At 41.2% G+C, this 24763-nt stretch carries 23 protein-coding genes, 9 tRNA genes, 1 rRNA gene and 1 riboswitch; of the genes, 19 read left to right on the forward strand and 14 right to left on the reverse strand.

All coding sequences use genetic code 11. The features are described 5' to 3' along the window. Positions 1-6: 6 nt before the first annotated feature. The 11 genes from rrf to AC1D69_RS06350 all read left to right on the forward strand — a co-directional run bounded on the left by rrf (position 7) and on the right by AC1D69_RS06350 (position 2732). Positions 7-123, forward strand: a 5S ribosomal RNA gene (gene rrf, locus AC1D69_RS06300). Positions 124-201: 78 nt separating this feature from the next. Continuing rightward, positions 202-277: transfer RNA gene (locus AC1D69_RS06305), tRNA-Asn, on the forward strand. Positions 278-282: 5 nt separating this feature from the next. After that, positions 283-374, forward strand: a tRNA-Ser gene (locus tag AC1D69_RS06310). A 19-nt stretch (positions 375-393) separates the two neighbouring features. After that, positions 394-468 (forward strand) — tRNA-Glu (locus AC1D69_RS06315). Between the two features lie 19 nt (positions 469-487). Next, a tRNA-Met gene (locus AC1D69_RS06320) sits at positions 488-564 on the forward strand. Between the two features lie 31 nt (positions 565-595). After that, a tRNA-Asp gene (locus AC1D69_RS06325) sits at positions 596-673 on the forward strand. A gap of 10 nt (positions 674-683) precedes the next feature. Beyond that, positions 684-759: transfer RNA gene (locus tag AC1D69_RS06330), tRNA-Lys, on the forward strand. A gap of 15 nt (positions 760-774) precedes the next feature. Beyond that, positions 775-859, forward strand: a tRNA-Leu gene (locus tag AC1D69_RS06335). Between the two features lie 44 nt (positions 860-903). Continuing rightward, positions 904-977, forward strand: a tRNA-Pro gene (locus AC1D69_RS06340). A gap of 12 nt (positions 978-989) precedes the next feature. Then, positions 990-1060 (forward strand) — tRNA-Gly (locus AC1D69_RS06345). Between the two features lie 679 nt (positions 1061-1739). Next, positions 1740-2732: a Gfo/Idh/MocA family protein gene (locus tag AC1D69_RS06350; protein ID WP_495455313.1), complete on the forward strand. Its 993-nt coding sequence runs from the start codon at positions 1740-1742 to the stop codon at positions 2730-2732. A gap of 172 nt (positions 2733-2904) precedes the next feature. On the opposite strand, the gene thiE is transcribed toward AC1D69_RS06350, so the two are convergent. The 8 genes from thiE to AC1D69_RS06390 form a co-directional block, all read right to left on the reverse strand. Then, positions 2905-3573 (reverse strand): thiamine phosphate synthase, encoded by a 669-nt coding sequence (gene thiE / locus AC1D69_RS06355; RefSeq protein WP_495455666.1) that lies wholly within the window; start codon positions 3571-3573, stop codon positions 2905-2907. Then, positions 3560-4384 (reverse strand): bifunctional hydroxymethylpyrimidine kinase/phosphomethylpyrimidine kinase, encoded by an 825-nt coding sequence (thiD, locus tag AC1D69_RS06360; RefSeq protein ID WP_495455314.1) that lies wholly within the window; start codon positions 4382-4384, stop codon positions 3560-3562. Before thiD ends, thiE begins: the two co-directional genes overlap by 14 nt. 71 nt (positions 4385-4455) lie before the next feature. Continuing rightward, positions 4456-5247, reverse strand: a complete 792-nt coding sequence (thiM, locus tag AC1D69_RS06365; RefSeq protein ID WP_495455667.1) for a hydroxyethylthiazole kinase — start codon at positions 5245-5247, stop codon at positions 4456-4458. A gap of 92 nt (positions 5248-5339) precedes the next feature. Continuing rightward, a complete protein-coding gene (locus AC1D69_RS06370; RefSeq protein WP_495455315.1) occupies positions 5340-5801 on the reverse strand; it encodes an ABC transporter substrate-binding protein in 462 nt (153 codons plus the stop codon). A 44-nt stretch (positions 5802-5845) separates the two neighbouring features. Beyond that, complete coding sequence (locus tag AC1D69_RS06375) at positions 5846-6289, reverse strand: ABC transporter substrate-binding protein (RefSeq protein WP_495455316.1); 444 nt, start codon at positions 6287-6289, stop codon at positions 5846-5848. Then, positions 6286-7053 carry an ABC transporter permease gene (locus tag AC1D69_RS06380; protein ID WP_495455317.1) on the reverse strand — a complete coding sequence of 256 codons (768 nt, stop codon included), beginning with the start codon at positions 7051-7053 and terminating at the stop codon, positions 6286-6288. The genes AC1D69_RS06375 and AC1D69_RS06380 overlap by 4 nt, the downstream gene beginning before the upstream one ends. Next, positions 7043-7855, reverse strand: a complete 813-nt coding sequence (locus AC1D69_RS06385) for an ABC transporter ATP-binding protein (protein WP_495455318.1) — start codon at positions 7853-7855, stop codon at positions 7043-7045. The genes AC1D69_RS06380 and AC1D69_RS06385 overlap by 11 nt, the downstream gene beginning before the upstream one ends. A 57-nt stretch (positions 7856-7912) precedes the next feature. Further along, positions 7913-8017, reverse strand: a riboswitch (TPP riboswitch). Between the two features lie 1263 nt (positions 8018-9280). Further along, the gene (locus tag AC1D69_RS06390; protein WP_495455319.1) at positions 9281-9823 is read right to left on the reverse strand and encodes a helix-turn-helix domain-containing protein; all 543 of its coding nucleotides are present in this window, start codon (positions 9821-9823) and stop codon (positions 9281-9283) included. 155 nt (positions 9824-9978) lie between these two features. On the opposite strand from AC1D69_RS06390, the gene AC1D69_RS06395 reads away from it, so the two are divergent. Further along, on the forward strand, positions 9979-10839 hold the full coding sequence (locus tag AC1D69_RS06395) for a VOC family protein (protein ID WP_495455320.1): 861 nt from the start codon (positions 9979-9981) through the stop codon (positions 10837-10839). A gap of 96 nt (positions 10840-10935) precedes the next feature. Here AC1D69_RS06395 and AC1D69_RS06400 read toward each other — a convergent pair whose 3' ends face one another. The 5 genes from AC1D69_RS06400 to qoxA form a co-directional block, all read right to left on the reverse strand. Beyond that, positions 10936-11172: a DUF6953 family protein gene (locus AC1D69_RS06400; RefSeq protein ID WP_495455321.1), complete on the reverse strand. Its 237-nt coding sequence runs from the start codon at positions 11170-11172 to the stop codon at positions 10936-10938. 93 nt (positions 11173-11265) lie between these two features. Further along, entirely contained in the window at positions 11266-11553 is a 288-nt protein-coding gene (gene qoxD / locus AC1D69_RS06405; protein ID WP_495455668.1) for a cytochrome aa3 quinol oxidase subunit IV, read from the reverse strand. Between the two features lie 4 nt (positions 11554-11557). Continuing rightward, positions 11558-12154: a cytochrome (ubi)quinol oxidase subunit III gene (locus AC1D69_RS06410; RefSeq protein ID WP_495455322.1), complete on the reverse strand. Its 597-nt coding sequence runs from the start codon at positions 12152-12154 to the stop codon at positions 11558-11560. After that, entirely contained in the window at positions 12151-14094 is a 1944-nt protein-coding gene (gene qoxB, locus AC1D69_RS06415) for a cytochrome aa3 quinol oxidase subunit I (protein WP_495455323.1), read from the reverse strand. The genes AC1D69_RS06410 and qoxB overlap by 4 nt, the downstream gene beginning before the upstream one ends. An 80-nt stretch (positions 14095-14174) precedes the next feature. After that, positions 14175-15221, reverse strand: coding sequence for a cytochrome aa3 quinol oxidase subunit II (gene qoxA / locus AC1D69_RS06420; RefSeq protein ID WP_495455324.1), 1047 nt, complete (start codon positions 15219-15221; stop codon positions 14175-14177). A gap of 434 nt (positions 15222-15655) precedes the next feature. Here qoxA and AC1D69_RS06425 point away from each other — a divergent pair, with 434 nt between their 5' ends. From AC1D69_RS06425 to AC1D69_RS06455, 7 genes are all read left to right on the forward strand, one after another. Then, complete coding sequence (locus AC1D69_RS06425; protein WP_495455325.1) at positions 15656-17398, forward strand: ABC transporter ATP-binding protein; 1743 nt, start codon at positions 15656-15658, stop codon at positions 17396-17398. After that, the gene (locus AC1D69_RS06430) at positions 17379-19214 is read left to right on the forward strand and encodes an ABC transporter ATP-binding protein (protein WP_495455326.1); all 1836 of its coding nucleotides are present in this window, start codon (positions 17379-17381) and stop codon (positions 19212-19214) included. Before AC1D69_RS06425 ends, AC1D69_RS06430 begins: the two co-directional genes overlap by 20 nt. 19 nt (positions 19215-19233) lie before the next feature. Then, positions 19234-19359, forward strand: coding sequence for a diguanylate cyclase domain-containing protein (locus AC1D69_RS06435; RefSeq protein ID WP_495455669.1), 126 nt, complete (start codon positions 19234-19236; stop codon positions 19357-19359). A 163-nt stretch (positions 19360-19522) separates the two neighbouring features. Beyond that, positions 19523-20287 carry an amino acid ABC transporter substrate-binding protein gene (locus tag AC1D69_RS06440; protein WP_495455327.1) on the forward strand — a complete coding sequence of 255 codons (765 nt, stop codon included), beginning with the start codon at positions 19523-19525 and terminating at the stop codon, positions 20285-20287. A gap of 88 nt (positions 20288-20375) precedes the next feature. Then, on the forward strand, positions 20376-21035 hold the full coding sequence (locus AC1D69_RS06445; protein ID WP_495455328.1) for an amino acid ABC transporter permease: 660 nt from the start codon (positions 20376-20378) through the stop codon (positions 21033-21035). An 18-nt stretch (positions 21036-21053) separates the two neighbouring features. Beyond that, entirely contained in the window at positions 21054-21800 is a 747-nt protein-coding gene (locus tag AC1D69_RS06450) for an amino acid ABC transporter ATP-binding protein (RefSeq protein WP_495455670.1), read from the forward strand. Between the two features lie 83 nt (positions 21801-21883). After that, the gene (locus AC1D69_RS06455) at positions 21884-22558 is read left to right on the forward strand and encodes an HAD family hydrolase (protein WP_495455671.1); all 675 of its coding nucleotides are present in this window, start codon (positions 21884-21886) and stop codon (positions 22556-22558) included. Between the two features lie 140 nt (positions 22559-22698). Here the strand turns inward: AC1D69_RS06455 and AC1D69_RS06460 are convergent, their stop codons facing one another. Continuing rightward, a complete protein-coding gene (locus tag AC1D69_RS06460; protein WP_495455329.1) occupies positions 22699-24759 on the reverse strand; it encodes a CotH kinase family protein in 2061 nt (686 codons plus the stop codon). Between the last annotated feature and the right edge of the window lie 4 nt (positions 24760-24763).

The following is a 24763-nucleotide window of genomic DNA, read 5'->3' on the forward strand; positions in this document are numbered from 1 at the left end:
ATCCCGTTTGGTGGCGATAGCGGAGGGGTTCCACACGTACCCATCCCGAACACGACCGTTAAGTCCTCCAGCGCCGATGGTACTTGGACCGCAGGGTCCTGGGAGAGTAGGACGCCGCCAAGCGAGTATTCTACATCACATGTGTACATGTATGTGTCACTCATGTTTTATAGTTTACATATATGAAGCAATTGCTTATATTCCCTGATAGCTCAGTTGGTAGAGCACTCGACTGTTAATCGAGTTGTCACAGGTTCGAGTCCTGTTCGGGGAGCCATATATGGAGAGGTGTCCGAGCTGGCCGAAGGAGCACGATTGGAAATCGTGTAGGCGCCACAAGCGTCTCGAGGGTTCGAATCCCTCTCTCTCCGCCAGACAGAGTCTTACATATGTGGCCCGTTGGTCAAGCGGTTAAGACACCTCCCTTTCACGGAGGTAACAGGGGTTCGATTCCCCTACGGGTCACCAATAGCATATTTTACAATGACGCGGGGTGGAGCAGCCCGGTAGCTCGTCGGGCTCATAACCCGAAGGCCGCAGGTTCAAATCCTGCCCCCGCAACCAATTTTATTCCTTAGAGGAATATATTCAATGTGGAACCGTGGTGTAGTTGGCCTAACATGCCTGCCTGTCACGCAGGAGATCGCGGGTTCGAATCCCGTCGGTTCCGCCATTTTTTACAAGGGACATTAGCTCAGTTGGTAGAGCACCTGACTCTTAATCAGGGTGTCGAAGGTTCGAACCCTTCATGTCCCACCATATTTTTTAAATTGTGCGCGTGTGGCGGAATTGGCAGACGCACTAGACTTAGGATCTAGCGTTTCACGACGTGGGGGTTCAAGTCCCTCCACGCGCACCATCTTTTCATTGGAATGACTGAATGGCATAATCATTTCATAACATCGGGACGTAGCTCAGCTTGGTAGAGCACCTGGTTTGGGTCCAGGGGGTCGCATGTTCAAATCGTGTCGTCCCGATATTTTATTTTTGCGGGTGTAGTTCAATGGTAGAACTTCAGCCTTCCAAGCTGATAGCGTGGGTTCGATTCCCATCACCCGCTTAGAGATTAATAAGCGAATAGTTAGTTTTAAACAGAAAGAGCTGCGGTTTCCCCGTAGCTCTTTTTTGTTTATATAATTTTTTTTTCAATTAGGCCAGTAATTATAGAAAACAATTTAAATTAGGTGCTTTACGAATAATGGCTCCAGATTGTCGAAGTTTTGTAACGATATAGGTGTCGTCTTCTGCAAAAGAGTTGGCTAGCGCGAGTGAGCCTGCACTGGTATGCATTTTATCTCCGGTATTTATAATTATCTTTCAATAATTTCGGAATCCCGTGGAGTGCTCCTCGAGCGCCTTGTAATGCCCGTTCGCTATCTAAGGCCTCCGCAATGAATAGAACATCTGGATTGATCTCTAGCACGGAGTTAATCGTCAGGCTATTCTAATCATGATGTGCTATACGATCAAGATACATGAGGACTAGATTCCTAGAAGTGATATCGCCTGACTCTGGGGCAGCTTGAATATCTGAGATCGTGGCCTCTACGATTTCAAAAGACATGATAAGCACACTTCTTTCTATATCATTATTTTCCAAAATAAGTATAACTGGTTTTGGTTATTTTGCACAAAGAATGTAGAATTATTTTCTATTATTTGAACAAAAGGGTGTACAATTCCTCGAACAAGCCGTTATATATAAGTAAGACTTTAAAAAGAGATGGAAGGTGATCACGATGATACGGTTTGGAATCATTGGAACCAACTGGATAACGGAACGTTTCGTTCAAGCAGGGATCGAGTCAGAATTTTTTAAATTAAGTGCAGTTTACTCACGTACAGAGGAAAAAGGGAGAACTTTTGCAAATAAATATGATATTCCACACGTGTACACGAACTTGGAGGAAATGGTATCGAGTGATGAAGTAGATGCTGTCTATATTGCGAGTCCTAATTCACTTCATGCTAAACAAGCTATCGTATGTATGAATCACGGTAAACATGTCTTATGCGAGAAACCTATGGCTTCGAATGTGAAAGAGCTTGTAGAGATGATAGATACAGCCCGAACAAATGATGTTCTGTTAATGGAAGCTATGAAATCGACACTCATGCCGTGTTATCAGATCTTGAAAGATAACTTGTATAAAATAGGGCGGGTACGACGCTATTTTGCAAGTTTCTGCCGGTATACATCTAGCTATGAAGAATTACAGAATGGAAGTGGAAGTATTCCAAATGTCTTCAATCCAGCATACTCTAGTGGCTCATTAATGGATTTGGGTGTCTATTGTATTTATCCAATGGTGACTCTCTTCGGCAAACCAGAATCCATTGAAGCTGTGGGTGTATTACTATCGACTGGGGCAGACGGAGAAGGAAGTATGGTTATACGATACAACAAGATGGATGCAGTGATTATGCATTCTAAAATTACGGATTCCTATCTGCCTGTAGAAATTCAGGGAGAAAACGGGACGCTGGTTATGGATAAAATTAGTTCACCACAAGATATTAAGATTCATTATAGTGATGGTACGATTGAAGACCTTAATCAACCAGATGCACATAAGCCAATGTATTATGAAATTCAAGAGTTCATCAGGTTATTGCAGAGTAATCAACGAGATAGCAACGTAAATTCACTTGCCAATTCACTGATTGTTGCAGAGGTGATGGAGGAGGCAAGAAGACAGATCGGACTTCAATTTGAAGCAGATTTGTTGTAGTACAGAATAGGTTGATCTATCAATAAAATAGTACATGAAATCGTGACCGCTCCTGAGTGAGGATGGTTGAATGGGTATTTTTTACGTTAAAATTATAGTTATTGAAAAAAGGGACCCCTGTGCTATGGTTATAACTGGCTTAGGAGCCCCTTGCTTTATAAGAAGCGATGTTCTATTGTCGAATATCTGTCTTCCGAATGAACTCAGCAGCAGCATCCCTAATAGAATCGGCGCTTGCTATAGCTGATATAACAGAGACGCCATCTGCGCCCGCCATGATTATAGCTGAAGCATTATCTGATGTGATTCCACCTATTCCAACTAAGGGAATATCAATACCTTGTGTACGTATGTCATGAAGAAGTCTTGTACCCTGTACTGCCTGGGCATCATCTTTGGATTGCGTTGGATAAATAGGACCTATACCCAAATAGTTAGCTCCATCTTGGATCGCTTGCTGAACTTCTTCGATCGTATGAGCAGATACACCGATGATCGTGTGGGGACCTAACTTTTTACGGATGGAACTTGCGGGTTCATCATCTTGCCCAACATGGACACCATCCGCGTCAATAGCAATAGCTAGATTAATATCATCGTTCACGATGAATGGGATTCGGTGTTCCCGACATAACTTCTGGAGTTGTTGGGCTAATGCAAGCTTAGCTTGTCCGACTAATGCGTCAGGACCCTTTTCACGAAATTGAAACATGGTAATACCGCCAGAGATCGCCTCGAACAACACGTCTACAGGATCCTTGTGGCAGTTGATACTTCCCATAATGAAGTAAAGTCTGAGCGATGAACGAATGGCATTGAACTTAGCATCAGCGGGAGACATATTCTTCACCCCGTTGTCTTCTCTGGTATGCAAAATGGTTCGTAGGACCATGACCTGAACCGATACCTAATTGATCTTCAATCGCCGATTGAATGAATGATTTCGCAATCTGAACAGCTTCAAGTACAGATTTCCCTTTGGCTAATTCTGCTGTTATGGCTGCTGAATAGGTACAACCCGTACCATGCGTATGTCTCGTCTCAATTCGCGTATTCTCCATATAAATATATTCATGTCCATCATAGAGTAGATCCACAACTTGTTCGGTAGAAGCATCATGTCCACCTTTCATCACGACATACTGACTACCCATCTGATAGATGACCTTAGCAGCTTCTTCCCGATCACTTAGGGATTGAATCGTCATTCCGGTAAGTATCTCTGCTTCAGGTACGTTAGGCGTGGTTACAAGAGCAAGTGGGAGCAGAGCTCGAATAACGGATTGAACGGCTTCTTGTTGCAACAGAGGAGAGCCACCTTTGGCCACCATAACAGGATCAATGACCAAGTTCGACCAATTGTACTGCCGTATTTTATCAGCAACGATTCGAATAATCTCTTTGCTAAATAACATCCCCGTCTTTAAGGAATCAGGTCTTAAATCAAGCCCAATGGAGTCTAACTGCATCGTAACGGCTTCGATACTTGAAGGGAAGACCCCTTGAACTCCTAACGTATTCTGTGCGGTTAGCGCAGTAATGGACGTCATTCCGTATACACCTAATTCTTGAAATGTCTTCACATCCGCCTGAATGCCAGCGCCGCCTCCGCTATCTGAACCTGCAATGGTCAAAGCTTTATATATACTCATAGTGTAACCTCCAATTCATTTGCTTCTAATTTCTTCGTATGTTTTGTATGCCAGAACTGTAATACTCTCTATTAAAGTTTGTGAATGATAGCTCTTTGTTGAACAACTTCTGGAGATACCATCGCTAATTGATTCAAGAATTCGATCTGAAAACTTCCAGGTCCTTGAGTTAGTGTGTGCTCAGCGGCTATTTCTGCTGCAATGCCATAGAAGGTAACAGCCTCTAAAACGGATTCTAAGTCTTGATGTTCAGCAACGCTTAAAAAGGCTGCAATCACAGACCCAAGTAAACATCCGGATCCCGTAACTTGTGTCATCATCCGATGACCGTTACTAGCAATATAGGTAGTCTGTCCGTCTGCAATGATATCATCTTGACCAGTAACGACTACAATACAATCTAATTTAAGAGCTGCCTTTTGCGCTAACTGAATCACATTACCCTCACCCGAACCAGCATCGACCCCTTTAATGGACCATTTCTCACCAACAACATGGGCTACTTCAGCGACATTTCCGCGAAGTACGGTAAGTTTAACTTCTTGAGATATTTGTTGTGCTATAGTCGTGCGATAGGAAGTAGCACCTGCACCGACTGGATCAAAAACGACGGGAACATGATTCTCATTGGCTGATTGACCTGCGATAAGGATTGATTCTACAATCCGTTCATTCAGAGTACCCATGTTGAGTAGAACGGCATCTGCAAGTTTTGCCACTTCGGCAACTTCTTCTTGGCCATCTGCCATAAAGGGGGAGGCACCTAAGGCAAGTAACCCATTTGCAGTGAAATTGGTAACTACCGTATTGGTTATGTTGTGAACAAGTGGATTCTTTTGACGTACCTTTTGTAGAAATGACATCATTATTTCCTCCTTAGAATGAATTAGAAATTGATAAATGCATCATTAACGTCTATCGATTTGGATAGCAGCTTGTTACTGATTAACCATTGTTAAACGTTCTTCCATGATTCTGGAGCTTGGTATCCGAAAGGATGGCCTTCAGGGTCCATAAGAGGTAATAGAATCTGTAAGCTCTTCGTTTCTATTTCTTTATCGAGTGGTGATGTCTGGTCTTCATGTTCGAAAAGTATAGAAAGAGCTTGATCAGGATGTTGTTGTATGTATTCTTGCCCTTCGCCAATGGCTGTAATAAATTTAGCCAATAGCTCATGGTTCTCTTTCATACCTTGATCGCTTGCGACAAGTACGAGTTCATAATAATCGGGTACTCCATAATCTGTAGGATTCATAGCGAGCATGGGGTGCCCTTGCTTAGCTAGGATCAGTTGTTCGTGATTGATGAAACCACCCATTATGGCATCAACTTTTGAAGTAGCGATTGATGGAATCAGATCATAACCTAGATTGACCATGTTGACCTTCTCAGGATCTCCTCCATCGTTCCTAATCATCGCTTCATATAGAGGAATGGACGAGTATCCAACGGTTGTACCTACTAGGTCTTTAGGGGAATAATTGTTCCATCAGCAGGCACCATGAGATGATTGAGCGGATGTCTCACGATTGCGGAGATCGATTTCACTGGAATATGTTCACCGCGTGCCATAAGTACCTGTGGTTGATAGCTAAGGGACAGATCAATTTGTCCAGCGGCAACTAATTTTAAAGAGTCGTTGGTATCTGCTGGCATTTGAATCGTAACGTTTAATCCTTGTTCCGCGAAATATCCATTCTTTTGTGCTGCGTACAAGAAGGAATGAACAGCATTTGGATACCAATCGAGCATGATCGATAGGTCTTGAAGTTGTTCTTTTTCCGCAGATGAAGAGAGTTGCGAAGTGACTTGCTGCTGTGAACTCGTTCCATAACGACAACCTGTGATTGATAAAAGAGTGCATATTAGTAGTATGGTTATCGTTGCTTTCCTAGTTGATGTCATTTCGTAGTTCCTCTCCTCTTAAGAAATTGTTTCTCTAAGATTACAATCAACATAAAAAGGGAAATGCCAAGTAAAGAGAGGATAAGTATGAATGCGAACATGGCATCTGTATGCATATTGCTCGACATTCGACGACTAAAGTAACCTAACCCCTTCGTACCTCCTAACCATTCGCCAATGGTAGCTCCCACGACACAATATACGATGGAGAGCTTCAGTCCTGAGAAAAAGGAAGGCAAGGCCAGCGGAACTTCAATCTTCCGAAGAATATCCCAACGGTTAGCTCCCATCGTCATCAGTAGCTCTATATAATCGCGATCACCCTTCTTAAGGCCATCATAAGTACTCACAACGATCGGAAAGAAGGCCGTCAGGAAGATCACGGCAACTTTGCTCCAAAGGGTGTAACCAAACCACATGATGAAGATAGGAGAAAGTGCGATTAAAGGTATAGTCTGGCTAATAATCAAGAAAGGATAGAAAGCTTTCTCAATTGAACGAAAGATATGCATAGCCGTAGCCAAAATAGTGCCAACGATGACAGAGAATATAAAACCTAAAGAAACCTCTTCTAAAGTAGCGATCAAATGTTGACCAAGCAATAGCTGCCGATTGTTGAATAATGCACGGACAATTGAGCTTGGCGCGGGAATAATAAAAGAAGGGACCCAGCCTAATGTGACAACGGACTCCCAAGATAGTAAGAGTACAAGTAAGACAAGTACAAACCATCCATAATCAAGTGCCCAGCGTTTAAGTAACATGTAGTCGTCTCTCCAAATTCTGTCTCAATTCTATAAACTGAGGGTCGTAGTTCATTTCGTAATGTCTCGGTCTAGGGAGATTTACGACGATTTCTTGTATTCCTTGATCACTGTCATGGGACATAAGGAAGATTCGGTCACTTAATAGAATAGCTTCTTCTAAATCATGTGTAATGAAGAGAACCGTCTTATGTAGCTCATCCCAAAGTTCAAGTAACCAACGATGCATGTCTCTTTTTGTCATGGCGTCAAGTGCACCAAAGGGTTCATCTAGTAGCATTAAATCTTGGCCCGTAATTAGTGTTCTGAGAAAAGCGACACGTTGTCGCATACCACCGGATAATTCATCTGGAAAGGCAAGTTCATATTTTCCTAAGCCGAGGCGGTGTAAGATTTCCTTAATCTCTGTGATAGTATCCTCTTTGTTTCTACGGGATTGTTCTCGATTAAGCTCCCAAGGGAGTAGACAATTGTCTAGAACGGTTCGCCAGGGTAGAAGGAGATCCTTTTGAGGCATATATGCGACTGTTCCTAATCGATGTGTGACTTGTTCTCCATGTATCCGAATTTCCCCACTTAGGGGCTCTAAAAGTCCAGCGATTAACTTGAATAGGGTACTCTTGCCACAACCACTTGCTCCAATAATGGAAATGAATTCACCTGCATGAACTTGGAGGGACAACTGTTGAAACAGCGGAGATTCATTAGGTCGGTGTGCAAAAGAGTAGGATAAATCATGTAGTGATAAAATTGGTGGGATCCCCTCGCTTTCTGTAAAATAAACAAATAAAGACCCAACCATTTCCGGAGGGAAATGAGTGGGTCAAAAAGTCCAATCAAGCTAATCATCGCATGAGTTGAAGATTTCGTTCCACTTCCCTCCGCTGGTATAATCCAGATCAGGTTCCAAGGGTCCGGAAATTCTTAGCTCCATCTCAGTCGTTAGACTCCCCTAGTGAAATACAAAGGTCTTATTCAATTAATAACCCATCCAATATAACATACTTTGGATATAAGTAAATAGAGGAATCAATGTTGGTCTCTTGATTACGTATCGTGATCACGGACAGCGCGTCCTCAACTTTGAAGGGTGAAAGTGGGGTAGGGCTGTTTTTTTGTCATGCAAATTTGATGAGTGAAGGATTGAAGAAAGGAAACGATCGGATATATAGATAAATATATATATATAGCTACACATGCATCTGGTTAACATCGAACGAGATGTGTCGCGTAGCTCTGGTATTTTGTTTAGTATATTGGATAAGGTAAATGGGAAATAGTTGATAAGGTAATAGAAGAGTAGATATAAGGAAAGTGGAAAAGAGTCGGTGAAAGTAATGAAAAGGAGTGGGTATAAAGTAAATAGAATTGAGTAGGGGAAAGTGAAATAGTTGATATAAGGTAAATAGAAAGTAGTGGAGGTAATTTAAATAGAAAACAGTTAGTGGATACTCGCTACACATTGAGGAACTTAACAATATTGATGTAACGTTCAAGGCCTATGGCGACGCAAGTATCAAGGCTAATAGCTAATACTAACTAATAACGAAGACTATAGGTGTTATGCGAGCGAAAAGTAATATTTGTGGTTAGGAGACTTACAACTTCTGATTTTGTTCAGTCTCTAAATACTTGGAAAAGAAATGCCAAATAACAATAACAATATTGAATATTCAATACGAATATGAGTGTAACTTGAATTTGCAATTCATCAAGTAGGCGATATTTGTTAAAAGGAACATGAAATAACAGGAATTCTCCTGTTATTTATGACTTGTACACTCTTAGCAGAACACTTAGCTACAAATTTCCTGTTAAATGAAATGATCAGCCACCATGTGGGGTTAGAAGGACTGTATTATATCGATTGAGACCCACCGATTGGCGTAACGCGGACTGCATTACCTCGGTTAACATAACGCGGACTGCATTACCTTGGTTAGCGTAACACGACTGCATTACCTAGATTGAGATACCACCGATCCATGTAACAAGGATTGCATTACCTCGATTGACGAACAAGGAACGTATTACTTCGATCCACGTATCGGGGAACGCATTACGTCAATTGACGTAACAAAGATTGTAATACTTCGATCCACGCAACAACGAACGCATTACTTCAATCGATGTATTACAGAATACGTCCCTATTCCACGGCCCAAAATTACCGCCACTTAAGCTTCTACAGCTTATGGAATGTATACATGAAGAGATCATAATAATTCTAATACACTTCACCGTCTGAATCGTTATTAATGGAGATTAATACGATGGCTACTTCATTCCCTACATTCTTAACGTAATGAGGTATGCAGGCTTTCCAACTAAAAGAGTCGCCCGCACTTAGAGTAGCAGAATCTTCCCCTTGTTCGACGTATAAGGTGCCTTGTATGATGAAATGCATCTCTTCACCTGCATGCGCATGAGTATCCTCTGTTGAGGCGCCTGGGGGCATCTCAACTAGCATCATTCGTACATTACCACGATTCGTTAGATGTTCAACTTCAAAGTTCTTCTTACCGTGAATAGTCTTTCGTCGTTCGTCTTTGCGTATGATTTGCATTCGTTCTTCGTTCTTTAATAGAAGAAATGCGAGTGGTACGTGTAATGCTTGGGCAATGCTATCTAAAGTAGCTATGGATGGGGATGTCTTATTGTTCTCTACTTGACTCATAAATCCTTGTGATAATCCAGTACGTTCACATATTTGCTGAATAGACCAGTTTTTCCTTTTGCGAATGGACCGGATATTTGAACCAATATCCATAATAATCTCTCCTAATTGAATCTTTTTATTTATAATACCAAATAAATATTGACTAAGCAAAACAATCATGATAAATTTATCTTATTAAATAAATATTTCTATTACAAATATATTGCTTAAATATGATCGTAATAATTAGCGAGAGGAAGATGGTTATGACACACCAAATACATCCAAGTACTGAGATTGGCTTAGTGAAACTTAAGATTAGCGATCTGAAACGTTCCGTTACTTTTTATACAGAGGTCGTAGGATTACGAATTCTGAACCAAACGGAGAATATGGCAGAGCTTACGGTAGACGGTAGACATCCTTTGTTAATATTAGAGCAAATAGCGAATGCTGTAGTTCTTCCTGAAAGGTCTGTAGCAGGGTTATATCATTTCGCCATTCTGGTGCCAGATCGAGTTTCTTTGGGATTATCGTTGAAAAATTTAATTAAAAATAACATAGATGTAGGCCAAGGAGATCATCTAGTGAGTGAGGCTCTGTATATTAATGATCCTGATAACAATGGTATTGAGATCTATGCAGATCGACCCAAGGATAGCTGGAAACGTGATGCAGCTGGGGAATATATCATGACAACTGATCCAGTTGATGTAGATGGCTTACTTGCGATATCCGAAGGGAAGTCTTGGAGCGGGTTAGCGGAAGGCACTATCATTGGACATGTACATTTCCATGTATCTGACCTGCAAAAGGCAGAGGAATTCTACTGCGGTATTCTGGGGTTTGATGTTACCGCTCATTATGGGGGAATGGCGTTATTTATATCTGCAGGAGGGTACCATCACCACATTGGATTGAATACCTGGGCTGGAGTCGGGGCTCCGCCTGCACCAGATGAAGCCGTAGGATTAGATCATTTCACATTAGTCCTGCCTACTCATGCTGATCTTGATGCTGTGATCGTACAATTAAAGAATGCGGGGACTACTGTAACTTATCATGACGGTGGTTGGTTCGTGAAAGATCCGTCCAATATTTCATTAAAGCTACTGAGTCAGAATTAAAATAGAAGAGATTGAAGACGTTATATAAAATATAAAAAACATTAAAAGGTGCTGGATCATTCCAGCACCTTTTTGTTACAGAAAAGTATAAAGAGATTAGGTCCAATACCAGAAGAAACCGTCACGATCCCACGCTGCTCGTCCATTGTGTAACTTTTTAAAGGCCTTTTTAACATCTTTGGATATGGATTGGTTGCCATTATCATTCACGTAAATAAAGTCTTCACCGAAGTTGTCAAAGATATGCTTAACCGCATCGATTTGATTTAATTTACCTTTATCCTTTAATTCGGATGCCATCCATTCAGCCACTTGATCTGCTGTAAATTCCATTTGTATCAATCCTCGCCATATATTATGTAATGAAAAATGCAGCTTGCCTACCATTGTAGGAGAAGCTGCATTTCTCATTATAAACATCTCTAATTAATTATACCAGCCCCATACGAAGATGAACATCGATCCAAAGATCGTGACCAGACCAACGAAAAGAGCATAGGCAATATTGATGTAGAGTTCCTTTTTGGTACTAGCCATTTCACTAATGTGCATGAACACAAACAGCTGCAAGGAAGCCTGTATGATGGCTGTAACAACTAAGATCGCCATCTTAGAAGCAAAAGGAATATCAAGTAAAGCAGTTAATGCAATGGCCGAAAGGATGAGGGAGGATAGATAGCCCATTACATGGCGAATTGGAAATAGCTGTTTCATCATGTCACATCAGTCCTTTCAGGTAAACAAAGCTAAAGATAAAGATCCAGACAACGTCTAGGAAATGCCAGTAAAGAGAGAAGATAAAGGATTTATTGGCAGTTGCCAATGTAAACCCTTGTCTCTTAACTTGGAGTAAGATAGATGCTCCCCATAATATACCAAAGCTTACGTGAGCTCCATGTGTTCCTAGTAGTACGAATAAGCTGGATGTAAAGGCACTTGTCGATAATGTTGCTCCTTCATGTACATAAGTGAAGAATTCCGTGATTTCAATGCCAAGGAAACCTAGACCCATGAGCAACGTAAGACCAAAGAAGATCATCATCGGTTTCTTCAAACCAAGTCTCATACTGTGAACTGCTAGACCAATTGTAAAGCTACTTGTAAGTAGCAAGAATGTTTCCCATAGAACACCTGATAATTCGAACAACTCAGGACCATTTGGACCAGTTGCATAACGATTCACTAAAACGAAATACACGGTGAATAAGGTGGCGAAGAGAGCAATTTCAGCTCCTAGAAAGATCCAAAAACCAAAGACCTTGTTACTATTCTCCTCTGACCCATACTCAAGCGGTTTAGTGGCATCTATTTTCATAGCGTTTCACCCCGCAATTTCTTTTCTGTTTCAATAATTTCTTCGACGGATATGATAATGCCATGATCTCGGTCGAAGGACATTGTAGCCATTACGATTATAATTCCGATACCAAATATAATCGCTGGAATAAACCAACTGAATACTAATGAGAATCCAAAGGCGAAGAAGATACCCGCAAGAATAACTGGTTTACCACTATTACTTGGTAAGTGGATCGGTTCGATCTCACCATCAAAGATAGGTTGGTTATCATGTTTAGCAGACCACAATGCATCTCTACCCTTGACGTTTGGAGTTATAGCGAAGTTGTATGCAGGAATCGGGCTACTTGTTGCCCATTCCAACGTACGTGCATCCCATGGATCTCCATTTGTGTCACGTGGACTATAACGGATACTGTAGTAAATATTATACACAAGTATGATGAAACCGAAGGCAAGACCTAGTGCACCAGCAAACGAAAGTAAGTTGAGTGGACCAAAGCCTGTTTCTGCTGAATAGGTATACGTACGACGTACCATCCCTTTCAATCCTAGGAAGAATAGTGGGAAGAAGGTTACGTTAAATGAAACTGCAATCCACCAGAATGCATGTTTTCCAAGACGGTCATTAAGTTTGAAGCCGAATACCTTAGGGAACCAATAGTGGAAGCCCGCAATAACGGCAAAGACTGTACCAGGAATGAGAACATAGTGGAAATGGGCTACCAAGAACATCGTATTATGATATTGATAATCGGCACTAGCCATAGCTAGCATGACACCCGTTACACCACCAATTGTGAAAATTGGAATAAAGGCAAGTGAATAGAGCATCGGGGTCGTGAAGCTGATCTTACCCTTACGAAGGGTAAATAGCCAGTTAAAGATTTTGACTCCTGTAGGAACGGATATCGCCATTGTTGTAATGGAGAAGAATCCATTGACCATAGCGCCTTGACCCATTGTATAGAAGTGATGCGCCCATACTAAGAAGGACAAGAGTGAGATAACGACCATACTCCAGACCATGGAGGTATAACCGTACAAATTCTTCTTCGAGAATGTCGCGATAATTTCACTGAATATCCCGAATGCAGGAAGAATAACGATATATACTTCAGGATGTCCCCATACCCAGAATAGGTTGGCCCATAACATATCCATCCCACCGTTAGACATGGTAAAGAATTGAGATCCGAAGATTCGGTCAAACATCATTAGAGCAAGTGCAACTGTAAGAACTGGGAAAGCAAATGTAATAATAACACTTGTAATCAAGGATGACCAAGTAAACATCGGCATCCGCATAAGCTTCATGCCTGGTGCACGCATCTTAAGGATCGTTACAATGAAGTTAATCCCTGTCAGCAATGTACCAATACCTGAAATCTGTAAAGCGAGAGAGTAATAGTTATTTCCTACCGTAGGACTAAACTCTAGACTTGCAAGCGGGAAGTAAGCTGACCAACCTGCATCTGGAGATCCTCCGATAACAAACGAAAGATTTAACAACATAGCACCTGCGAAGAAAAGCCAGAAGCTAATAGCATTCAAACGTGGGAATGCAACGTCTCTTGCACCAATCTGGAGCGGTATGACGACATTCATAATACCAATAATAAATGGCATAGCCATGAATAGAATCATGATCAGACCATGTGTTGTGAAAATCTCATTGTAATGTTGCGCATCCAGAAACTTGTTCTCGGGAACGGCTGTCTGAAAGCGCATCATGATGGCATCTACCCCGCCACGGAACAACATAATCAGAGCGGAAAGGATGTACATAACCCCGATACGTTTATGATCTACAGTGGTTAGCCATTCGCGCCATAGGTAACCCCATTTTTTAAAGTAAGTAAGACCGACGATGATTGCAATAGTAGCAAGAACAATACTTGCCATCGCACCGTAAATCATCGGTTCACCGGTAACGAAAAATTCGTCCCATTTCATTAGGATTTGACTCCTTTCAGTTTATATATGAAAATTAAAGTTAGATGTATTAAGAAGTGATTTAAATATTTGTTACTTTCTTAATGTCCATCATGACCTTCGTGACCAGTGTAATCAGTGTTATCGATATCTTTGTCACTATCTTCAGCTGGAGATGAAGGTAAAGGTTGATTTGGATCTACATTAGGAACAGTATCGAACTCTGTTTGTTCAGGTTCTGTAGCTGGTGCAGGATGCACATCTTTGTTATCCTGATGTTCCATATTGCCATTCTCCATATCCGTATGGTTCATATGATCAGAATGATCACCTGGTGCTGGACTAAACGATAAGTGTGTATTTGAGAAAGACTCGCGTCCAACATATGCAGTAGACAGTAAGTTTTTAAACTCTTTTTCCTCCAAAGAAGGGGCGGTTGTCTTAACCTCATCTACCCATTCAACAAACTTTGTAGGAGTCATAGCAAGTGTTTCAAATTCCATCTGTGCTGTACCTTTACCACTGAAGTTAGAATTTCTTCCTAAATAAGATCCTTGTTCGTCAGCAACCAAATTCAAGGTATTCACCATGTCACTCATGGCATATTTCTGTCCAGCTAGCTGAGGTATCCAAAGACTTGTAATTGGACCGAAAGAATACAATCGTAATTCAATTGGACGATTAACTGGGATGTTAAGATAGTTTACTGTTTCAATCCCTTCCTCTGGGTAACTGAAATGCCACTTCCAGTTAGATGAAGCTGCATAAATCACCAAAGGCTCCTGATCTTGATAACCTTCAGGAATTTTCTCCACTGTACTTGTTGATGTTACCGTTACTACCGAAAGAATAGTTACAATGATAATAGGGATGGTTATCCATATAACTTCAAGCCATTTATTCCCTTCCTCATGTGGAGGCATGTAATCTGCTTTTGATTTGCTCGCTCTATATTTCACTAAGAACACGACATATAGAACATATACTACAAGTAACACCAAGGCCATCATCAAGATTGAGAAAATGATCGTATCGGTTAAGGTTCTTGCAGCAGGACCTTTAGGGTTTAATACCGTAAGTGAACTACATCCTGATAAGAGCAAAACAAAGCTCGTGAACAGCATTAATAATGATACTCTTTTTTTCATGGTAAACTCCTTCCTTTATGAGCTGCATTTAAATGATTACGGATAAACAAGCATAGTTATATATTAGGAATATCTCGCGAATAATGCAAAAGCCATTTTGTTGAACAATTACCATTAAATTGTTGAATTTTGTCTAAACATTTAACAAATTGTGATTAAATTGTTACATTCCAACCTCTGTGTGACATAAATCACTGTAATGGCGCAGGTTTAGCTTCGTTCATAGAATGTTCAATTGTTCGTAAAAGTTACTCTAATTGTCACAATTGTAACCCTCAAAATTACGAATGTTCGCTAATTACTTACATTTTTGGTGTCTGACTCGGGGTTCTTGAAAATAGCATACCCAAGTTGCCAAGCGCATATTTTGTTATAATAAGTCATATTTTGTTTAAAATTGGAGTGATGTTCCTGCATCATGTGGAGGGAAGAGAATGGGTACATGTATGGGTTTTCTGAAGAAGTATCGAATCACTGCTGGCGTAGCCATATTGATGATGTTAATTGAGTTGTCTGTGGAATTAATTCAGCCGTTTGTCATTTCTATAATTATTGATAAAGGCATTATTAATCGTGACCTATCTATTGTGTTGCAATGGGGCGGAGTCTTAGTTGCATGTTCGATCATTGCCTTTAGTTCAGGAATTGTTAGTTCTTTCTTTGCTTCTCATGTGAGTCAATCGTTCGCATATGATCTGAGAGAGCGGTTGTATGATAAAGTGCAATCTTTCTCATTAGCGGTATTTGACAGGTTTGCTGCTTCGTCGTTAATAACAAGATTAACGAATGATGTTACGCAACTTCAAAACACTGTATTTATGGGTTTACGAATCATGATGCGTGCTCCTCTACTTATCATGGGTAGTGTTATCATGTCATTTATTGTTCATACAGAGCTTGCCCTATTACTGACTATTACGGTTCCAATATTGCTTGTTTTCCTACTTAGCGTTATGAAAAAAGCAGGCAGATTATTTCGAACCGTGCAAGTTAGATTAGATGCTGTTAATGGTGTGATTCAAGAGAATCTAATAGGTATGAGATTAATTCGAGTCTTTGGACGAATGAAATATGAAACAGAGCGCTTCTCACGTGTAAGTAGCGAATTAATGAAACGAACAGTTTCAGCACTAAGACTGACAGAATTGACGATGCCAATTATTCTGTTAATTATGAATGCTGGGATCCTGGCCGTATTGTGGTTCGGGCAGAGAAAGATAGGCATGGGTGATGCAACCATGGGTGAGGTGGTCGCTGTAGTGAATTATTCCATGCGAACTACAGGTGCATTATCTGTTTTTTCCATGATTGTAGTTAACTTCTCAAGAGCTCGTGCTTCAGCTCAACGTATAGCAGAGGCACTTGAGACGGAGAGTAATCTTGTGGGTGTGACGGAGGGTGAAGATACTTCTTCTATTATTAAAGGGAATGTATCTTTTGAACACGTGACATTTCAATATCCGGATACGCAGGCTGCCGTGTTGCGTGATATTTCATTTGAGACAAGGTCGGGTGTTACGGTTGCTATTATGGGAGCTACGGGTGCAGGGAAATCCTCGCTTCTAGGGCTTATTCCTAGGTTGTACGAACAGAATGAAGGGGTCATCTGGATAGATGGAAAGGATATACGGACGCTTGACGCCTCATATTTACGGGATGCCATTGGTTATGTACCTCAGGAGATGATTCTCTTCACAGGTACTATTCGAGACAATATTGCTTGGGGTAAACGTGATGCTACTCTCGAAGAAATCATGGAGGCTGCGGAGTTAGCTCAAATTCACGATTCCATTATAAAGTTTCCATTAGGCTACGATACGGTATTAGGGCAAAAAGGTGTTAATCTATCAGGTGGTCAGAAACAAAGGCTGACGATTGCCCGAGCGTTAGTACGTAAACCGAGAATATTATTGCTTGATGATAGCACTAGCGCATTAGATGTAAGAACAGAGTCTGCACTACTTAAAGCTCTGAAGAGTGTGTCATGCACGACGTTGCTTATTACGCAGAAAATAAGCTCTACCATTGGAGCGGATCACATTCTATTGTTGGACGAGGGTTCGCTACTTGCACAAGGAAATCATGAGGAACTATTGGATCATTGCGATCTATATCAGCGTATTTACGAATCCCAGTTCGAAGAGGGAGGTGTACGACATGTGGAAAGAATTAAGTGAGCCTTTCCGTTATCCACGATCTCAGGTAAACAATGTGCAAGAAGAAGTGAAATCTGTCCCTTCCAATAAGAAGGATAAGCGTAAAGCCAAGGATATGGCAGGTACATTGAAAAGATTGTGGATGTACTTATCCTTTCATAAAGGTCGACTCATCCTGGTGCTTATCATGGTATTCTTAAGTTCTGGATTGGCTTTGCTTGGTCCTTACATGATTGGGACAGCGATAGATACATACTTAGAACGTCAAGCAGATTGGGCTTGGTTGTATTTCCTAGGTGGATTAGGAATGGTATATGGATTACATTCACTTTCGTTATGGTTACAAAACATTTGGATGATCCGCATTGCTCAGGAAACCGTATATCGATTGAGGGTGGATTTATTCCAGCAATTACATCGTTTGTCGATTCCCTTTTTCGGAAAACGTCAACAGGGTGAGTTAATGAGTAGGGTCACTAATGATATTGATAATGTTAGTTCAACATTAAATAGCTCTGTTATACAGATTTTCTCTAGTGTACTTACGCTGGTGGGAACAATCATCGTCATGTTATGGCTAAGTCCGTTATTAACGATACTAACGTTTCTAGTTGTACCCTTAATGGTGTTAGGTATGCGCTGGATTACTTGGCGTACGGGACCTTTATTTAGGCAACAACAGCGTAATTTGGGAGACTTAAATGGATATGTTGAGGAGACGTTGTCGGGTCAGCGTATTATAAAAGCGTTCTCTCAGGAACAAAAGGTAATGAATGAATTCAGAACACGCAATGAAATGATTAAACAGTCGGGGTTCTGGGCTCAAGCCATATCAGGATTCATTCCGAAATTAATGAATGCATTAAATAACTTGAGTTTTGCCTTGATTGCATGTGTAGGTGGGATCCTAGCGATCCATGGATCGATATCCATTGGTGTTATTGTTATATTCGTCGAGTACGCAAGGCAGTTCACAAGACCATTAAATGATCTGGCGAACCAATGGAATACGATGTTATCTGCGATTGCCGGAGCTGAACGCGTGTTCGAAATCCTTGACGAGGAAGTGGAAGCTAAAGATGAGACAAACGGTATCACTTTAGATAACGTGAGAGGTGCGGTATCTTTCTCACATGTATCATTTGCTTATGATCAAGGGGGAGAAACGTTACATGATATTAGTTTTGAGGCTGCTCCCGGTGAAATGATCGCTCTGGTAGGACCGACTGGTGCGGGCAAAACGTCGTTAATCCAGTTACTTTCAAGATTTTATGAGATAGATAGAGGACAAATCACAATAGATGGCCACGATATTACCCAAATTCGACGTGAAAATTTACGCTCACATATGGCCTTTGTATTGCAAGACTCCTTCCTATTCGAAGGAACAATTCGAGATAATATTCGCTATGGTAAACTTGATGCGACGGATGCAGAGGTTGAGACAGCGGCGAGATTGGCGAACGCTCATTCTTTTATCGAACGGTTGAATGGTGGGTATGATAAGGCACTCAAACATGGCGGAGCTGGGATTAGTCAAGGACAGAAGCAACTTCTGGCCATTGCCAGAGCGATTCTTGCGAATCCTTCCATTCTAATTCTAGATGAAGCAACAAGTAGTATTGATACTGTGACTGAAATTAAGATTCAGTTAGGTCTCCAGAGATTAATGGAGGGACGTACTAGTTTTGTCATAGCTCATAGACTAAATACAATCCGCAAGGCTAATCAAATTCTAGTACTAAAGGATGGTAGACTCATAGAGAAAGGATCTCATGAGGAACTTCTTGAATTACAAGGATTCTATAAAAGCCTGTATGATTCACAGTTAGAATAATGATCAATATTTCAATTCTATTGTTAATGACACTTATGGGCATGCTAGAGGAGATGAAGTACTGAAGCAAGTAGCTACTCAAGTACGGCTTATAGCGGGTGTAGATGATGTGAGCTTTCGATGTCTATTCCCGCGATATAAATAATAGAAATAGGGATGTTTAAGGGATTCTATTGTGGAAATAATTGTATTGTGTTGATCATCTTATTTCTCTCGAAATTTCTTCTCTGTTATGGTATTATAATACCCTGATACCGTGGTAGCGGACTAAAGCGTTTATAAATTTTAGTTATTGTGGAGGGGTCAACATGAGAAGAATCACCGTATTTGCCGCCCTATGTGCAATAATTGTGGTGACTTTGGTAGGATGTTCATCGAGTAAGGATACGAATTCATTGGTGATTGGAATAGATGACAAGTTTGCACCCATGGGATTCAGAGATGATAATAATGAACTTACAGGGTACGATATTGATTATGCAAAGGCTACGGCTGCGAAGATGGGGAAAGAAGTTAAGTTCCAACCTATTGACTGGTCATCGAAAGAGTCTGAGCTTATGAGTGGTCGAATTGATTTGATCTGGAATGGATATACGATCACAGATGATCGGAAGGAAAAAGTATTATTCACCAAACCATACCTTGAGAATAGTCAGGTAGTTGTCGTGCTTGAGAAATCAAATATATCTAAGATAGATGACTTAGCGGGTAAAGTTATCGGACTACAGACACTTTCCTCTGCATCGGATGCGTTAAATGCGAATCCTGTGAAGGATACCGTTAAGGAAGTAACTGAATTCTCGGATAATGTACTTGCATTAAGCGATTTAAAGGTAGGGCGTCTTGATGCCGTTGTTATTGACGAAGTCGTAGCGAAATATTATATGTCAAAAGAAAAAGGCTACAAACTTTTAGATGAAGCCCTTGCTCCTGAACAATATGGCATTGGTGTGAAAAAGGGTAACGAGGAGTTACTAAAGAGTGTACAAGGAGCATTGGATGAATTGATTGCAGATGGTACTGCAGCTCAAATATCTACGAAGTGGTTCGGAGAAGATAAAGTTCTGAAATAATGAGTTCCACAAACAGTTTCTATAATCATGTAGAAAACCGGAAGGATTCACTATTCCGGTTTTTCTTTACTTAGGAGTCGAATAAGCAATGAGTATGGATTATTTAATAAGTATTACTAAGCCTATGTTAGAAGGGGCAGAGACAACGATTATGTTGTTCTTAATCGCGATTGTGTTATCGATGCCATTGGGATTCCTCATTACACTGATGGCTAAGAGTCGTATTAAGCCAGTCGTATGGATCGCACATAGTTATGTATATGTAATGAGGGGAACACCATTATTATTACAATTACTTTTCTTTTGTTTTGGCCTTCCAATTCTTCCTGTAGTCGGAGAATACTTAGTTATAGATCGATTCGCTGCAGCGTGTTTTGCGTTTACTTTGAATTATGCAGCTTATTTCGCAGAAATTTTCCGTGGAGGACTACTCTCGATTGATAAGGGTCAGCATGAAGCAGCACAGGTCCTTGGTCTGAGTAAATGGCAGACGATGACAAAAGTGATCGTTCCACAGATGATACGAGTTGCGCTTCCTTCTGTGGCCAATGAGTCAATCACCCTAGTTAAAGATACAGCGCTTCTGTATGCTGTTGCCGTGCCTGAATTATTGTATTTTGCAAAGACAGCGGTGAATAGAGATTTCTCAATTACGCCCTTTTTCGTAGCAGCAGTGATCTATCTATTGATGACGATGGTGCTAACACTCTTCTTCAAGATGATCGAGAAGAGATATAAATATGAATAAAAGGACTGTAGGAAGATGATGAGTATGATAGAAGTAACGAATTTAAAAAAGTCTTTTGGAAAATTAGATGTTCTTAAAAAAGTAACGTTCTCTGTTAATCAGGGAGAGGTAGTCGCTGTTATTGGACCCTCAGGTTCAGGCAAGAGTACGATGTTACGAAGCCTGGTTTATCTAGAAGATGTTACTGGTGGGAGTGTTCATATTCAAGGCGAACCTCTTGTTGAAGAGGGTGAATATCCAATTGTAGCGAAGATTAAGAGTGTTACGTCCCGAATGGGTATGGTGTTTCAGAACTTCAATCTATTTCCTCATTTAACTGTCCAGGCGAACTTAGAGTTAGCTCCGAAATCTTTGAAGAAGTACGATGCGGTTGAAATTAGACGGAGAAGTACGGAGCTGTTGGAAAAGGTAGGGCTTGCAGATAAGGCGAAGGCGTTGCCTGCAAATCTATCGGGTGGACAGAAGCAACGGGTAGCTATCGCGAGAGCTTTGATGATGAATCCTGAAATTCTATTGTTCGATGAGCCTACTTCAGCCCTTGATCCGGAACTGACAGGTGAGGTATTACGCGTAATCAAGCAACTAGCGGAGGAGAATATGACAATGATTATCGTAACACACGAGATGAGCTTTGCTCGCGATGTGGCGGATCGGGTTATTTTTATGGATAACGGAGAGGTTGCTGAAATGGGAACACCTGAGGAGCTCTTTGGTAACCCTAAGTTGGACCGAACTAAGGCATTCTTAAGTCGCGTAGAAGATTGAGTTATAATAGTGTTTAAAGGAATTTATGGTATGTTCATATAAGGATAATTAGTGAAATGCATAAAGAAAGGGCGATGATCGGGTTGATAAAAGCACTGATTTTTGATTTTGACGGTACCATTATTGATACTGAAACAGCATGGTATGTAGCTTTTCAGGAGGCTTATCTTGAACATGGCGTAGAACTGACACGTGAAATGTATTCCCAGTGTATTGGGACGGACCTTAATATATTTGATCCATATGAATATTTAATAACGGAGAAGAACATCCCTCTTGAACGTGATTCATTCCGAAGCGCAATTCATCTTCGTCATACGCAACTTATGGAACTTGAGCAAATTCGTCCAGGCGTTCTTGAATATCTTAATGCAGCTAAAGAAGCGGGACTACGAATTGGGCTAGCATCTAGCTCATCCTTGAAATGGGTTGAGAAATATTTAGATCAATTACATATTCGAGAATATTTCGAATGTATTCGGACTTCTGATCATGTAACCCATGTGAAGCCGGATCCAGAATTATATATACAAGCGTTGGAATGTCTACAAGTTAAACCGGACGAAGCAATTGCAATAGAGGATTCGCTGAATGGCGCAAAAGCAGCTAGGGCTGCTGGTATGCATTGTGTGGTTACCCCAAATGAAATAACTCGGTTAATGGAGTTTGATTCTGGGTATCACAGAGTAAATAGTCTCGACGAGTTGGATTTTGTACAGCTTGTTAACGATATATTTGTAAGTAAGAGTTCGGAATAATACACCAAAGTGGAATGATGAATGAGTTAAGAACATGGATGAGTTAAGATGAACAGAAGTAAGGATTGTAATTTAAATGGAAAAGAGAACAAGCCCACCGTTTCATTATAGAATCGGTGGGGCTTGTTTCTTGTTCATAGTTAGAGTCTCTTACGTTTATATAAGGTAATAAATGCACCTGCAAGGAGAAGAATAACAAGTGTAATACCAACAGTGATAGCTTCTTTAACAGTACCTTGTGGCTGAGTACTTTGTTCGCCGAAGCCACCAAAGCCTCCACCCATACCACCAGGACCACCGCCCATACCACCACGTCCACCACCAACTCCATCAGGTCTTTCACCACCCATGCCTCCACCCATTCCCATAAAGTCAGGCATATCTTCGGGAATAACGCCTTCTTTTAAAGAGGCTAGTACATCTTCCGGGATCATCGCTTGCATATCCTCTGGAATGTTGGCTAAAATTTCGGCTGCCGTAAGATTTCCAGTTTGAGCATCCTGCTCATCAGTTTGAGCATCCTGCTCATCAGTAGGGGGAGTTTGCCCCGCTTGAGCATTTTGCCCCTCGATAGGAGGAGTCTGTCCGGCTTGAGCATTCTGCCCCTCAGTAGGAGGAGTCTGTCCCGCTTGAGCATCCTGCCCGCCAGTAGGAGGAGTTTGCCCCGCTTGAGCATTCTGCCCCTCAGTAGGAGGAGTCTGTCCTGCTTGAGCATTATGCCCACCAATAGGAGGAGTCTGCCCCGCTTGAGCATTCTGCCCACCAGTAGGAGGAGTCTGTCCCACTTGGGCGGTTACTTCAGTAGAAGTGACTTTTTTATTGCCGCCAGCCATAGCTGGTATATCGCCACCGCCACCACCGCGCATGTCGCCGCCCATACCACCACGACCCATGCCGCCACCGCTTCCTGATCCATCGCCTGAGGATGCAATGGTGCCAGCAAGTTGTTGATCAATATGGCTAACTTGCGTGTCATTGATGGTTAGGAGCTTAGATACTCCAGCTTGATATTCTTCGTACGTATAGAAGGAACTTGGATCTTCCTTCACGTAGGGAGAAATCATAGCAGATACTTCCTCAACCCGTTGCTTAAATGTGGCGGAGGACAAGTAACCTTCTGTCGCGTTCTGAATAATATTGTGATACATTTCTTTGTACTCTTCGACCGCAAGAAGTTTGGCAACAAGAGGTCTTTCAGCCAGTGTTCCTTGCGTTGGTTCATCGATTAATAGATTCGAGCTTGCTCCTAATCCTCCAAACGCCATATTATAGTCCCATGGGAGAATAGAGAATACACCATCATCTTCATACAAATAATAGTTCTGTTTATTTCCTCCAATGTAGCTGTCAGTATTGTTCGTCAGCACTTGAAGAGCAATGTATTTTAGAACTTCTTCTACATCCAAATATTTGGTATAATCTGTACCGTTATTCAACTCGTCCAACATATCAATAAGAATATCATCGTTGGATTTTTCGGACTTCTGAGCGAGTCCAGTGTAGGACGAAATTTTGTCATCAATCCATTGAAGGTCGCTACCCGTGCCCGTCATTTCTCCTTTGTACAAAGCTCCATAGGAGTTTCCATAGTTCGACTCAAGATACTGATCATCTACTTGTTGAACAGCGAGATAGAATCCATATAATTCATTATTCACATAGACATTCACAAACGAAAACCCAGGCGTAGGAAGTCCCATTTGATCTGCAAGTTCATAGGTTAGGAATTCTCTCATATAAGCTGCGTCACTGTAGCCGTTATTTAAGTTTATTTTGCTGATCCCTAAGAGAGTCTGGCTGGATAAATACTCGTCAAATGAAAGCTTTAAGCTATATCGATCTGAATCATCCATACTGACTACACTGCGTAAACTTAGATTTCCTTTCGTTCGAACACCTACATTGTCATAATGCATGCCGTTGTAATCGACAGATGCGGTTTTAATTTCTTCGGCAGAAGCGTTATCCATCATACTTTGAAAGTCGTCTTTATCAATCGTGATTTTCACATCTACTACTTTATCCTTAGGAAATACTTTCGTAGCTATTTCTTCATCCGTCTTCGAGGTCTTCGATGTTTCAGTAGTACTTGATACCTCAGAACTAGTTGTAGTAGATTGAGTAGCCTCACATCCTACCATGGCTATAATGGTGACGATGGAACAGATGCATAGAAGAAGCTTCATCATTTTTGCTTTCATCTTA

The sequence above is a fragment of the Paenibacillus sp. Y301 genome, assembly GCF_059445505.1.